The following is a 13,306-nucleotide window of genomic DNA, read 5'->3' on the forward strand; positions in this document are numbered from 1 at the left end:
AATCAGAACTGGCTAAGCAGCCAATCGCCGGGTTCGTCGTTCATCAACAGCTGGCCGTCCTGAAGCAACAAATGCAGGGAGTAACGATCCTCTTTGTCGCGACGCACCACGCCAAGCTCCAGCATCGGCTGTAAACTTTCGGCGACCAACTCCTTGGCCATCGCGTCGAGTTCGTTGCCGGAAACCATCCCGCTGTACTGCTGACGCAGCGACTCGCGGGCGACCTTGTGCAGCAGCACCGCCGGAGCATTCACATTCAGGTCCAAGCGGTTTTCAGGGGCCAGCAACATGCGCTCGTCGAAGGTACCAAAATCGTGGAAGCCGAGGTCGGCTTCCAGCTCCAGGTCAGCCCTCGCATCACCGATGCTGAACGACACGGGCTTGAAGCTGAAAACAGAGCGGCCTGAAATCAACGTCTCTCCAACTTGCTCCATACGCTCGAAAACGGGAAGCACGACGTTGGGATCGTCGAGCTGGAAGACATCGATGGCTTCGTAAATCAGGCTCCATAGCGCGTCGTATTCCGTAAGCGGCAGTTGCCCGTAACTCGACTCGACATGAAACGCGATCGGCTCTTCCATGCCCTGAATCCGCAGGTCGTTGGCCGACCATAATTGAGCGACCTGGAAGTGCGACTCTGATTCCGGTGCTAGCCCCAGGCGGAAGTTGGCACTTTGCGCCGTCAGGCCCGGTGAATGCTGCTCGCGTAGCGTCAACCCATCGAGGCTGACCCCCAACTGGCCATACCAACTGTTGCCACCCTGGCGGGATGCGTCGATATCGGCATTGAAACCGTCCATGGCCAGGTAGAGATCCGGTTCCTCGGATTCGAAACCCTCTAGCTCCAAGTGCGTCGTGAAGTGCTCGAAACGCCCCTGCTCATCGAAGAGCAGCTTGACCTCGACGCTCTGCCCTTCGATTCTCGAGTCGCTCACCTGCTGCAGATCGCGGCTCTCCGTCAACATCGGCGCATCGTCCGCCCGGAACGCGACTTCACGCAGTACGCCCTGGGGAAAGGAGGCCACGAGATTCGAGGTGGAACCCTCGAAGGTGTGGATAGCGGTGGGTTCCTCCAGCCGGGCCTGACCCAGGCGATTGGAACTGCGATACTCTCCACTGGCCGGGTCGTAGCGGAAATCGCCGCCCTGGTAATCGGCGACGTAACGCAGGTCCAGCCCCGCATCGGCGAGCAGCGGACCGGCGACCAGCGCCATCTCCATGGGCGCCCATTCGCCCTGCACCACCCGGTCGAAGCCGACCCGGGCATCGTAACGGGAAAGAACTGCCTCTTCTTCCAGTTGGATCAGTTGCTCGAACAGCCAACCCGACGCTTCGGCTCGCCCTTCGAGGCTGGCCAGGGCGCCCATGAAGGGCCCATGGGTGATCAAATCCTCGACGGCGATCCTCAACGGCTCCCCTTCGAGATCCAGTGCCAGGTTGGATGCAAGAAGCTGTTGGTAAGTCTGGGCAAATTCCGGTTCGAGAATCAACTCATAACTGGCGCGTGCCTCGAACCAACTACGCTCATAAATCTGTTTCTCGACCTGAATATAATCAAATTTCTCTAGTTGCTGCAGATAGCCGGCGTACTGCTGCTCTATCTGACGTCCCATCCAGTAGGGGGCTCCCAGGCCTGCGATTAATGCTAACCCTACAATGGCCGCCACTGTTTTCTTCAGGGCACTTCCCCGTCGTTCCTGTCCTTTCCCCACGTCGATATCCTTTTCTCGTTCTTCGTTTAATTGAAATTAGGCTTTGTCTGAAAAGTCGGCGAGGGAAGGCCAGACAAGGCAAAAATCGGCGAAAAGACGGAGTTTGAGTACTTTGAGCCGATTTTTAACGCCGTATGGCCGAGCGCAGCCAATTTTCGGACATAGCCCAGGCAGCAATAAGCCATGCCTATTGCTGCCGGACTTCAAGCGAGAAGTTTAACGACAAGAAACGAGAAAAGTAAGATTACTTATGCTAGTTTCATTCAACCGTCACCGACTTGGCCAGGTTGCGCGGCTGATCGACATCGGTGCCCTTCAGTACCGCTACATGATAGCTCAACAACTGCAGCGGCACGGTATACAGGATCGGGGCCAGGGCCTCGTGCACATGGGGCAGCAGCAGCACCCTGACGCCCTCCTCCTCCATGATCTCGACCCGCTCGTCGGCGAAGACGAAGAGTTCACCGCCCCGTGCCTTCACTTCCTGCAGGTTCGACTTCAGCTTGTCGAGCAGCTCGTCGTTGGGGGCGACGGAAATGACCGGCATCTCGCTGTCCACCAGAGCCAGCGGTCCGTGCTTGAGTTCACCGGCAGGGTAAGCCTCGGCGTGGATGTAGGAAATCTCCTTGAGCTTGAGCGCTCCTTCGAGAGCGATGGGGAAATGCGCACCGCGCCCGAGGAACAAGGCATGGTGCTTCTCGGCGAAAGCCGTCGACAACGCCTCGATGGCGCCGTCCAGCTGCAGCACACGGCCCACCAGTTGCGGCAGGGCTCGCAGACCTGCGACCACTTCGGCCTGGGTCTCGGCGGCAAGCCCCTTGGCTCGCCCCATGGCCAGGGTCAGCAGCATCAGTGCCGTGAGCTGGGTGGTGAAAGCCTTGGTGGAAGCGACGCCGATCTCGGGTCCGGCCTGGGTCATCAGGGTCAGGTCCGATTCCCGCACCAAGGAACTGCCCGGCACATTGCAGATCGCCAGGCTGCCGAGATAGCCCTTTTCACGGGCAAAGCGCAGCGCCGCCAAGGTATCGGCGGTCTCGCCGGACTGCGACAAGGTGACGAACAGGGTACCTTCGGGCACCACCACGGTGCGGTAGCGATACTCCGAGGCCACCTCCACCTGCACGGGTATCCCGGCATAGCGCTCGAGCCAGTAGCGCGCCACCAGGCCGGCGTGATAACTGGTGCCACAGGCCACGATATGCACCTGCCTGACCCGCGTGAACAGCGCCTCGGCATCGGGGCCGAAGCACTCGGCAGGCACGCTGCGTTCACCCAAGCGTCCCTCGAGGGCCGCTGCGATCACCGCCGGCTGCTCGAAGATCTCCTTCTGCATAAAGTGGCGATACTCGCCCTTGCTGGCGGCACCGTCACCATGCTCGAAGGATTGAACCGGGCGCTGCACAGCCTGGCCATGGGCGTCGAAGATCTCGATGCGACCGCCAGCGGCAATCCGCACCACATCGCCTTCCTGAAGGTAGATGAAGCGGTCGGTGACCTGCAGCAGTGCCAGCGGATCAGAGCCGAGGAAAGCCTCATCGATACCCACTCCCACCACTAACGGGCTGCCCTTGCGCGCGCCGACGATGACATCGGGCTCGTCGGCATGTACTACCGCCAGCGCGTAGGCGCCCTCGAGGCGCGCCAGGCCCCGCTGCACGGCGGCCAGCAGGCCGTCACCGCGCTGGTATTCGTGCTCCAGCAGATGGGCCACCACCTCGGTATCGGTCTGCGAGGAGAAGGGGTACCCGCCTGCCTGCAATTCACGCCGCAGCGGCTCGTGATTCTCGATGATACCGTTGTGCACCAGCGCCAGCCGGTCGCCCGACTGATGCGGGTGGGCATTCTCCTCGCTGGGCTTGCCGTGGGTGGCCCAACGGGTGTGAGCGATACCGCAGCGGCCCGGCAGAGCAGCCTCTGCAAGCAAGGACTCGAGTGCGGCCACCTTGCCCAGCGCCCGGCGGCGATGCAGCTCGCCGGAACCGGTGAGCACGGCCATGCCGGCCGAATCGTAACCGCGATATTCCAGCCGTCTGAGCCCTTCGAGCAGGATGCCTTCCACGTTGCGCTCGGCAACGGCACCAACGATTCCACACATGACGATTCCTCGCGCTTGCCTCAGTCTCGGGTCTTCTTGGTCGGCCGCACCCAGTCGGCCTTGGCGATCTGGCGCCCACGGGAAACGGCCAGGGCGTTGTCGGGCACGTCCTTGCTGATGGTCGAACCCGCACCGATCGTGGCACCACGGCCGACACTGACCGGTGCCACCAGGGCGGTATTGGAGCCGATGAAGGTATCGTCGCCGATATCGGTGCGATGCTTGTTGGCTCCATCGTAGTTGCAAGTGATGGTACCGGCACCGACGTTGACGTCACGTCCCAGCCGCGCATCGCCCACATAGCTCAAATGGTTGATCTTGCTGCCCTCGCCCACCTCGGCGTTCTTGGTCTCGACGAAGTTGCCCACTTTGGCACCCACCGCCAGGCGAGTGCCGGGGCGCAGCCGGGCGAAGGGCCCGATGCGGTTGCGGCCGGCCGCCACGGCACCCTCGATCACGCTGTGAGGCTCAATGACACTCTCGGCACCGATGTGGCTGTCCCGTATGACACAGTGGGGCCCGATACGCACGCCCTCGCCCAACTCCACTTCGCCCTCGAACACGCAGCCGACGTCGATTTCGACGTCATGTCCGCAATTCAGCCGGCCGCGCACGTCGATGCGTGCCGGATCGAGCAGCGCCACGCCCTTGATCATGAGCTGCTCGGCGATGTGCAACTGGTGCGCGCGCTCGAGGCGAGCCATCTGCAAGCGGTTGTTGACCCCTTCCACTTCCAGCGGATCGGCAGGCTGGGCAGTGGCGATGGCGACACCCTCGGCAGCGGCCATGGCGATGACATCGGTCAGATAGTACTCGCCCTGGGCGTTGTCTGCGGAGAGACTCGGCAGCCAGCGTTTCAGCTGGGATGCGGTCATGGCCATGATGCCGGTGTTGCACTCATGGATTGCCAGCTCGTTCTCGCTGGCATCCTTCTGTTCGACGATGGCCACCGCCTCGCCGTTGGTATTGCGTACGATGCGACCATAGCCGCTCGGATCGTCCAGGGTCACGGTGAGCAGCCCCATGCGCGACTCGTTCACCACCTCCAGCAGGGCGGCCAGTGTCTCGCGCCGGATCAGCGGCACGTCGCCATACAATACCAGTACCCTGCCGTCTCCCAGGCCATCCAGCGCTTGAGCCACCGCATGGCCGGTCCCCTTCTGTTCGGCCTGCAGTGCATAGCGCACCGGATAGTCGCGGAGCGCTTCACGCACCCGCTCGGCACCGTGACCGACCACCACATGAAGGCGATCCGCCTCGAGTTCCTGCGCCGTGTCGAGTACATGACGCACCATCGGCTTACCGGCCAGGCGATGCAACACCTTGGGCAGGCTCGAACGCATCCGCGTGCCCTGTCCGGCAGCCAGAATCACCACATCCAGGGTCATCGAAGACTCCTTGTCCATTCGATTGGCTTCAGTTCATCGGGGGCTCGGCGGCTCACCCGTCTTGTCGTGATGGAGGGCTCGCGCACCGTTCTCAACGGCTCAACGAACCTCAAGGCCCATCTCATCGCTCAGTTCCTGGCCGAAGTAATCGGCGAAGGCAGGACTCGCCAGGCTGCTCCAGCCTTCTCCCTCGCGCACCAGCAGTAATACCCTGAGACCCTGCTCGCGTGCCAGCGCCAGCCCTTCCTCCTCGCCCAATACCATGACGGCGGTAGCCCAGGCGTCGGCCCAGGCATTGGAGGGGTGAGCCACCGTCACCGACGCTACACGATGCTCGATGGGTCGGCCGGTACGTGGATCGATGGTATGCGAGAAGCGCTTCCCACCCTCTTCGAAATAATTGCGGTAATCGCCGGAAGTGGCCACCGAGATGTCGTGCAGTGGCACGATATGAGTGGCTTCCTGACGATCGTCGAGCGGCGCTTCGATGCCGATGCGCCAGGGCTCGCCGTCGCCGTCTCGATAGCCGCGAGCGATCAGGTCACCGCCCAGGTTGACCAGGTAGTGCTCGATGCCCTCGGCGTCGAGGTAGGCAGCGACTCGATCGGTGGCGTGGCCCTTGGCCACACCACCGAGGTTGATGAACACGTCGCGCCGGCGACGCGCCTGCATGGCATTCTCGTCTATCTCGATGCTGTCGGGACCGACCTCGGCCAGGCGCGCCTGCAGGGTTTCGTCATCGGGCACCTCCCGCGGACGAGCCTCAGAGCCGAAACTCCAAAGATTGACCAGCCCGCCGAGAGTCACGTCGAAGGCACCATTGCTCGCCTCGGCGACCGATTGGCTGATCGCCAATACCTCGACCAGCTCGTTGGAGAGCGGCTGCCATTCATCGAGGGGCGCCTGGTTGAAGGCCATCAGCTCCGAGTCGTCGCGATAGATCGACATCGCGGCATCCACTTGCTCGAGCACCGCGAGCAATCCCTCCTCCAGCTCACGCGCCTGGCCCTGGGTCAGGCTGTCGGCGATGGTCACCTGGTAGAAGGAGCCGAAGATGCTTCCTTCCAGGCGCACCGGAGAATCCAGCGGACGCTCGCTCTCGGAGCAACCGGCGAGAAGCAAACCCAGGCACAACGCGAAGGCCACCATGGGACGCAGAACAGGGATCATGCTAACAGGACTCCTCGATAGAGTGTTGCTTGGCTACCAGAAGAACCACAGTAGCCATAGCCCTAATACGATGCGATAGACGACGAAGGGTTGCATGCCGATCCGCTTGATGAAGGCGATGAAGTAGTGGATGCAGAGATAGGCGCTGATGCCCGACAACACGACTCCCATCGCCATGGCCTGCCAGTCGATCTCCCGAGGCACCTGTACGAGGCCGACGATCTCCAGCCCGGCGGCTAGTGCGGTGACCGGAATCGACAGCAGAAACGAGAAACGCGCCGCGCCTTCGCGGCTCAGGCCCAGCAGCAACGCCGCGGTGATGGTGATACCGGAGCGCGAAGTGCCGGGAATCAGCGCCAGCACCTGGGCCAAGCCGATCAACATCGCATCAAGCAGCGTCAGCTGATACTCGCTGCGCCCCGATCGCTTGCGCCAGTCGGCATAGCCCAGCAACAGGCCGAAGACGATCAGGGAGTAGCCGATCAGGAGCGGCGAGCGCATGCTCACCTCGATGACGTCGTGCAGGGCGAAGCCGACCGCGCAGACCGGGATCGTTGCCAGCAGCACCCACCAGGCCAGCCGAGCGTCGGGATCATCGCTGCCCTCGCGCAGCGTGCTGCCACGCAGCGACTTGACCCAGCTCGCCCCCATGCGCCTCAGGTCGTGGCGGAAGTAGAACACCACTGCCAGCAGACTGCCCAGATGCATTGCCACGTCGAAGACCAGCCCCTGATCGTTCCAGTCGGTCAGAACGGGCACCAGAATCAAGTGGGCCGAACTCGAGATGGGCAGGAATTCGGTCAGGCCCTGGATCACTGACAGCACGACGACCTGAAGCCAATCCATATGGCGCTCTTCCTCCTGATGGCAAGGAGCCGGCAGCAAACGCACGGCAGGACGCGAAAGAGAATACACGTCCCCTTGCCGCTTGTCCGCCGTGTCTCGTTACAATTCTATTCGAGCCAGGACCGGCGGCGTAGCGTCTGGAACGTCGAGATGCGGTTCGTGCCGCTAGAGCCCCGCCAATACCGCCGTGGCGATGGAGAAGTAGATCAGCACCCCGCAAGCATCGATGACGGTGGTCACCAGAGGCGCCGAGGCGGTGGCCGGGTCCCAGCCGACCCGGTTGAGCACGAACGGAAGGCACATGCCGAGCAGGCTGCCGAACAGCACGATGGTCACCATGCTGGTGGCGACGATCATGGCCACGGCCTCGCCACCGCGCATCACCCCGATGGGTGCCACCGCCAGCGCCATGGTCAGTCCCAGGGAGCCGGCCACCAGCAGCTCGCGGCCGAGCAGCTTGCCCCAATCCTTGACCCCGACGTCGCCGGTGGCCATGCCGCGTACCATGAGTGTGGCAGCCTGGGCGCCGGCATTGCCGCCGCTGCCGATCAGCAGCGGCAGGAAGAACACTAGTGCTACCTGGGCGGCGATGGTGTCCTCGAAATAAGCGATACCGGCACCGGAGAAGAGGTTGGCGAACACCAGCAGCACCAGCCAGGTCACGCGCTTGCGGTAGAGACTCCACAACGGTACCCGGCTGACGCCATCCTCGAGCTGGCCGATGGACATGCCCTTGTGGAAATCCTCGGTAGCCTCTTCCTCGGCGACGTCCATGGCATCGTCGTGGGTGACGATGCCGACCAGGCGCTCGTCGTGATCGATGACCGGCACGGCCAGCATGTCATAGCGGGCCACCAGGCGCGCGACCTCCTCCTGCGCCTCGTCCACCGATACGCTGATCACGTCCTTGATCATCAGTTCGTCGACCTGGGCACCAGGGCGGGCCACCATCAGTTGACGCAGCGACAGGGTGCCGGCCAGCTTACCCTCCGGGTCGATGATGTAAAGCTGATAGACCGTTTCGGCATCCGGCGCGGTCTGACGCACTCGCATCATCGCCTGGGACACGGTCATGCCACTCGGGATGGCCACGTAGTCCGAGGTCATGATCGCACCGGCGGTGCCCTCCTCGTAGCTGGCCAGACGCTTGAGATCCTCGCGCTCCTGGCGCGCCATTCGCCTCAGCAGCACTTCCTGGCGATCCTCGCCAAGCAGATTGAACAGATCGGCACGCTCGTCCGAGCCCATCTCCTCCAGCACCGAGAGCAGCAGCTCGTCGGACATGGCCTCGGCAACTTCGACCTGGACCTCTCCCGCCAGGTACCCCAGTACGTTGGCGCGGCGCTCCAGTGGCAGACAGTCGAGCAGCTTCAGGACGGAAGGAAGATCGTCGTCCTCCTCGGCCATCTCCTCGAGGATCTCGGAGAGGTCCGCGGCGCGCAGTTCGGGAAGCCATTGGTCGAGGCGTTCGCTATCCTCCTGCTCGAGGGCAAGAATCAGGGTTGCCTTGTGTTCCTGCAGCTGTTCGCTCAACGACATGGCGTTCTCCTGGAGCCACGCGGGTGGGAGGGTCATCACCGCATGGTGGGATGAGTATGGGCTCGGTCATCGCCGATACCAGTTCGCTCATGATAACAGAGACGAAAACGCCCCCCGAACAGTGTTCGGGGGGCGTTTCATGGCAGACAGGCTGGAATCAGCCCTTGCCACCCTTCTTGCGCAATTGCTGGATCGTGCGCAGCTGGGCCACGGCTTCCGCGAGTTCGGCGGCGGCACGAGTGTAGTCCATTTCCGCCGACTTCTCGTTGAAAGCGCGCAGCGCATGCTGACGCGCCTCCTCGGCTGCAGCCTCGTCGAGGTCGCTTGCCCGCGCGGCCGAATCGGCCAGCACGGTCACCACGTCCGGCTGCACTTCGAGGAAGCCGCCTGACACGTAGTAGTTCTCTTCCTGCCCGCCATCGTGAATCACGCGAACGGGGCCCGGCTGCAGCTCGGTCAGCAGCGGGGCGTGCCCGGGCAGAATGCCCAGGTCGCCCATGATGCCCGAAGCCACGATCTGCTCAACCTCACCGGAGAAGATCGAGGCCTCGGCGCTGACGATGTTGCATGTGAAGCTTTTCGCCATAGCGAAGTCCCCCAGTGGACGGGATTACTTCATCTGGTTGGCTTTCTCGACGGCTTCGTCGATGCTGCCCACCATGTAGAAGGCCTGCTCGGGCAGGTTGTCGTACTCGCCGTCGAGGATGCCCTGGAAGCCACGAATGGTGTCCTTCAGCGACACGTACTTGCCGGGGGCACCAGTGAAGACTTCGGCAACGAAGAACGGCTGCGACAGGAAGCGCTGGATCTTACGCGCCCGCGACACGGCCAGCTTGTCCTCGTCGGACAGCTCGTCCATGCCCAGGATCGCGATGATGTCCTTGAGCTCCTTGTAACGCTGCAGCACGTTCTGCACACCGCGAGCGGTGTTGTAGTGCTCCTCGCCGACGACCAGCGGGTCGAGCTGGCGCGAGGTGGAGTCCAGCGGATCGATGGCCGGATAGATACCCAGCTCGGCGATCGAACGCGCCAGTACCACGGTGGCGTCCAGGTGCGAGAAGGTGGTAGCCGGCGACGGGTCGGTCAGGTCATCCGCAGGCACGTAGACGGCCTGCACGGAGGTGATCGAGCCGGTCTTGGTAGAGGTGATGCGCTCCTGCAGAACGCCCATCTCCTCGGCCAGGGTCGGCTGGTAACCCACCGCGGAGGGCATGCGGCCCAGCAGGGCGGAGACCTCGGTACCGGCCAGGGTGTAGCGGTAGATGTTGTCGACGAACAGCAGCACGTCGCGGCCTTCGTCGCGGAACTTCTCGGCGATGGTCAGGCCGGTCAGGGCCACACGCAGGCGGTTGCCCGGCGGCTCGTTCATCTGGCCGTAGACCAGCGATACCTTGTCGATGACGTTCGACTCGGTCATCTCGTGGTAAAAGTCGTTACCCTCACGGGTCCGCTCACCCACGCCGGCGAACACGGAGTAACCGCTGTGCTCGGTGGCGATGTTGCGGATCAGCTCCATCATGTTGACCGTCTTGCCCACGCCGGCGCCGCCGAACAGGCCGACCTTGCCGCCCTTGGCAAACGGGCAGACCAGGTCGATGACCTTGATGCCGGTCTCGAGCAGCTCGTTGGACGCTGCCTGCTCGGCATAGGTCGGGGGCTTGCGGTGGATCGGCATGCGCTCCTGCTCGCCGATGTCACCGGCCTCGTCGATCGGTTCGCCGAGCACGTTCATGATGCGACCCAGGGTCTCCTTGCCAACGGGCACGGAGATGGCGGCACCGGTGTTGGCGACCTCCATGCCACGCTTGAGCCCTTCGGTGGAGCCCATGGCAATGGTGCGCACCACGCCGTCGCCCAACTGCTGCTGGGTTTCCAGCACGGTCTCGGCATTCGAGACCTTCAGCGCGTCGTAGACCTTGGGAACATCGTCCCGCGGAAACTCTACGTCAATCACCGCGCCGATGATTTGTACGATACGTCCGCTCATCTTGGTTCCTCTCAAAAACCTGCAAATGAAACCTGTGTGCCGGGAGCGCTCGCGGCGCTCCCGAGGCGCTATACGGCAGCGGCGCCGCCGACGATCTCGGAAATCTCCTGGGTAATGGCGGCCTGACGGGCCTTGTTGTACACCATCTCCAGATCGTCGATCAGCCCGCCGGCGTTGTCGGTGGCGTTCTTCATGGCGATCATCCGGGCCGCCTGTTCGCAGGCCCCGTTCTCGACCACCGCCTGATACACCTGGGATTCGATGAAACGAATCAACAGGCTATCCAACAGCGCCTTGGCATCCGGCTCATACAGGTAGTCCCAGCTACCGGGACGCTTGTTGTCCTCGTCGTCCGCATCCGTTCCCATGTCGGGAGCGAGCGGCAGCAACTGGCGAACCACCGGTCTTTGCGTCATGGTGTTGACGAACTCGTTGTACACCACGTAGAGGCGATCCAGGCGGCCCTCGTCATAGGCATCCAGCATTACCTTGACGCTGCCGATCAGATCCTCCATTTCCGGCGATTCGCCCAAACCGCTCTTGGCCGCGACCAGATTGCCGCCATAGTTGCGGAAAAAGCCGCCGGCCTTGCTGCCCAGGGCGCAGAAGTCGAGCTCGGCGCCCTCGCTTCGCCACGCCACGGCACTCTTGATCACGGCCTTGAACAGGTTGACGTTCAGACCGCCGCACAGGCCGCGGTCGGTGGACACCACGATGTAACCGACCCGCTTCACCTCGTCGCGCTCGACCATGTAGTCGTGCTTGTACTCGGGGTTGGCGTCGGCAAGGTGGCTGGCCACGTTGCGGATCTGCCGGGCATAAGGCTGGCTGGCCCTCATCAGATCTTGTGCTTTACGCATCTTCGACGCAGCGACCATTTCCATGGCGCTGGTGATCTTCTGCGTATTCTTGATGCTCCCGATCTGGGTGCGTATCTCTTTTGCAGCTGCCATAGCGATCTACCTCGTTCGTGGCCCTCAGAAGATGTCCATGGCCCGCCCCGACGGGCGGGCCGGCGGATTTACCAGCTCTGAGTGGCCTTGAACTGCTCGAGACCCTGCTTCAGCCCTTGCTGGATCTCGTCGTTGTAGTCGCCGGTCTGGTTGATCTTGTCGAGCAGCTCGGCGTGCTCGGACCTCATGTAGTCGTGCAGGGCACGCTCGAAGTCCAGCACCTTGCTGACATCGATATCATCCAGGAAGCCTTCGTTGGCGGCATACAGCGTCACGCCCATCTCGGCTACCGACAGCGGCGAATACTGCTTCTGCTTCATCAGCTCGGTAACGCGCTGACCGTGCTCCAGCTGCTTGCGGGTGGCTTCGTCCAGATCGGAAGCGAACTGGGAGAAGGCCGCCAGCTCGCGGTACTGGGCGAGTGCCAGACGCACACCGCCGCCGAGCTTCTTGATGATCTTGGTCTGGGCTGCGCCACCGACGCGGGACACCGACAGACCGGCGTTGATGGCCGGACGCACACCCGCGTTGAACAGGTCGGTCTCGAGGAAGATCTGGCCGTCGGTGATCGAGATCACGTTGGTCGGAACGAACGCCGAAACGTCGCCGCCCTGGGTCTCGATGATCGGCAGTGCGGTCAGCGAGCCGGTCTTGCCGGTCACTTCGCCGTTGGTGAACTTCTCGACGTACTCGACGTTGACGCGAGCGGCACGCTCGAGCAGACGCGAGTGGAGATAGAAGACGTCACCCGGATAGGCTTCGCGGCCCGGCGGACGACGCAGCAACAGCGATACCTGACGGTAGGCCCAGGCCTGCTTGGTCAGATCGTCATAGACGATCAGGGCGTCCTGGCCGCGATCGCGGAAGTACTCGCCCATGGTGCAGCCGGCGTAGGGTGCCAGGAACTGCATCGGAGCCGGATCGGCGGCACCGGCGGCGACCACGATGGTGTGCTCCATGGCGCCGTGCTCTTCGAGCTTGCGCACCACGTTGGCGATGGTCGACTGCTTCTGACCGATGGCCACGTAGATACAGGTGACGCCCTTGCCCTTCTGGTTGATGATCGCATCGACGGCGATGGCGGATTTACCGATCTGGCGGTCGCCGATGATCAGCTCACGCTGACCGCGACCGATCGGCACCATGGCGTCGATCGACTTGAGACCGGTCTGGATCGGCTGATCCACTGACTGACGGGTGATGACGCCCGGGGCGACCTTTTCCACCGCGTCGGTCAACTTGGCGTCGATATCGCCCTTGCCGTCGATGGGGTTGCCCAGCGGGTCGACCACGCGGCCGATCAGCTCGGGCCCCACCGGCACCTCGAGGATGCGACCGGTACAGCTGGCGGTCATGCCCTCTTCGAGCTGGAGGTAGTCGCCCAGCACCACGGCGCCCACGGAGTCGCGCTCGAGGTTGAGCACCATGCCGTAGATGCTACCGGGGAATTCGATCATCTCACCGAACATCGCATCTTCGAGGCCGTGAATACGCACGATGCCGTCGGAAACGCTGACGATGGTGCCCTGGTTGCGGGCTTCGGATGCGACATCCAGCTTTTCGATACGCTGTTTGATGATGTCGCTGATCTCGGAAGGATTCAGTTGCTGCATGCC

Annotated in this window: 10 protein-coding genes; all 10 read right to left on the minus strand. The window is 62.9% G+C overall.

Features of this window, described 5'->3' with window-relative positions; all coding sequences use genetic code 11:
- Nucleotides 1-2: 2 nt before the first annotated feature.
- On the minus strand, nucleotides 3-1,712 hold the full coding sequence (locus tag HBJ55_RS08215; RefSeq protein WP_167112931.1) for a DUF945 family protein: 1,710 nt from the start codon (nucleotides 1,710-1,712) through the stop codon (nucleotides 3-5).
- A gap of 259 nt (nucleotides 1,713-1,971) precedes the next feature.
- Nucleotides 1,972-3,807, minus strand: a complete 1,836-nt coding sequence (gene glmS / locus HBJ55_RS08220) for a glutamine--fructose-6-phosphate transaminase (isomerizing) (RefSeq protein ID WP_167112933.1) — start codon at nucleotides 3,805-3,807, stop codon at nucleotides 1,972-1,974.
- A gap of 20 nt (nucleotides 3,808-3,827) precedes the next feature.
- Nucleotides 3,828-5,195, minus strand: coding sequence for a bifunctional UDP-N-acetylglucosamine diphosphorylase/glucosamine-1-phosphate N-acetyltransferase GlmU (gene glmU, locus HBJ55_RS08225; RefSeq protein ID WP_167112935.1), 1,368 nt, complete (start codon nucleotides 5,193-5,195; stop codon nucleotides 3,828-3,830).
- A gap of 99 nt (nucleotides 5,196-5,294) precedes the next feature.
- Nucleotides 5,295-6,365: an FAD:protein FMN transferase gene (locus HBJ55_RS08230; protein WP_167112937.1), complete on the minus strand. Its 1,071-nt coding sequence runs from the start codon at nucleotides 6,363-6,365 to the stop codon at nucleotides 5,295-5,297.
- A 33-nt stretch (nucleotides 6,366-6,398) separates the two neighbouring features.
- Nucleotides 6,399-7,211 carry an undecaprenyl-diphosphate phosphatase gene (locus tag HBJ55_RS08235; RefSeq protein WP_167112939.1) on the minus strand — a complete coding sequence of 271 codons (813 nt, stop codon included), beginning with the start codon at nucleotides 7,209-7,211 and terminating at the stop codon, nucleotides 6,399-6,401.
- 165 nt (nucleotides 7,212-7,376) lie between these two features.
- Entirely contained in the window at nucleotides 7,377-8,750 is a 1,374-nt protein-coding gene (mgtE, locus tag HBJ55_RS08240) for a magnesium transporter (RefSeq protein ID WP_167112941.1), read from the minus strand.
- Nucleotides 8,751-8,907: 157 nt separating this feature from the next.
- Entirely contained in the window at nucleotides 8,908-9,336 is a 429-nt protein-coding gene (locus tag HBJ55_RS08245) for a F0F1 ATP synthase subunit epsilon (protein ID WP_167112943.1), read from the minus strand.
- 24 nt (nucleotides 9,337-9,360) lie between these two features.
- Nucleotides 9,361-10,737, minus strand: a complete 1,377-nt coding sequence (gene atpD / locus HBJ55_RS08250) for a F0F1 ATP synthase subunit beta (protein ID WP_167112945.1) — start codon at nucleotides 10,735-10,737, stop codon at nucleotides 9,361-9,363.
- Between the two features lie 68 nt (nucleotides 10,738-10,805).
- The gene (gene atpG / locus HBJ55_RS08255) at nucleotides 10,806-11,690 is read right to left on the minus strand and encodes a F0F1 ATP synthase subunit gamma (protein ID WP_167112947.1); all 885 of its coding nucleotides are present in this window, start codon (nucleotides 11,688-11,690) and stop codon (nucleotides 10,806-10,808) included.
- 68 nt (nucleotides 11,691-11,758) lie between these two features.
- Nucleotides 11,759-13,303 carry a F0F1 ATP synthase subunit alpha gene (gene atpA, locus HBJ55_RS08260; protein ID WP_167112950.1) on the minus strand — a complete coding sequence of 515 codons (1,545 nt, stop codon included), beginning with the start codon at nucleotides 13,301-13,303 and terminating at the stop codon, nucleotides 11,759-11,761.
- Nucleotides 13,304-13,306: the final 3 nt, after the last annotated feature.

Source organism: Billgrantia bachuensis (assembly GCF_011742165.1).
Classification (GTDB): Bacteria; Pseudomonadota; Gammaproteobacteria; order Pseudomonadales; family Halomonadaceae; genus Halomonas; species Halomonas bachuensis.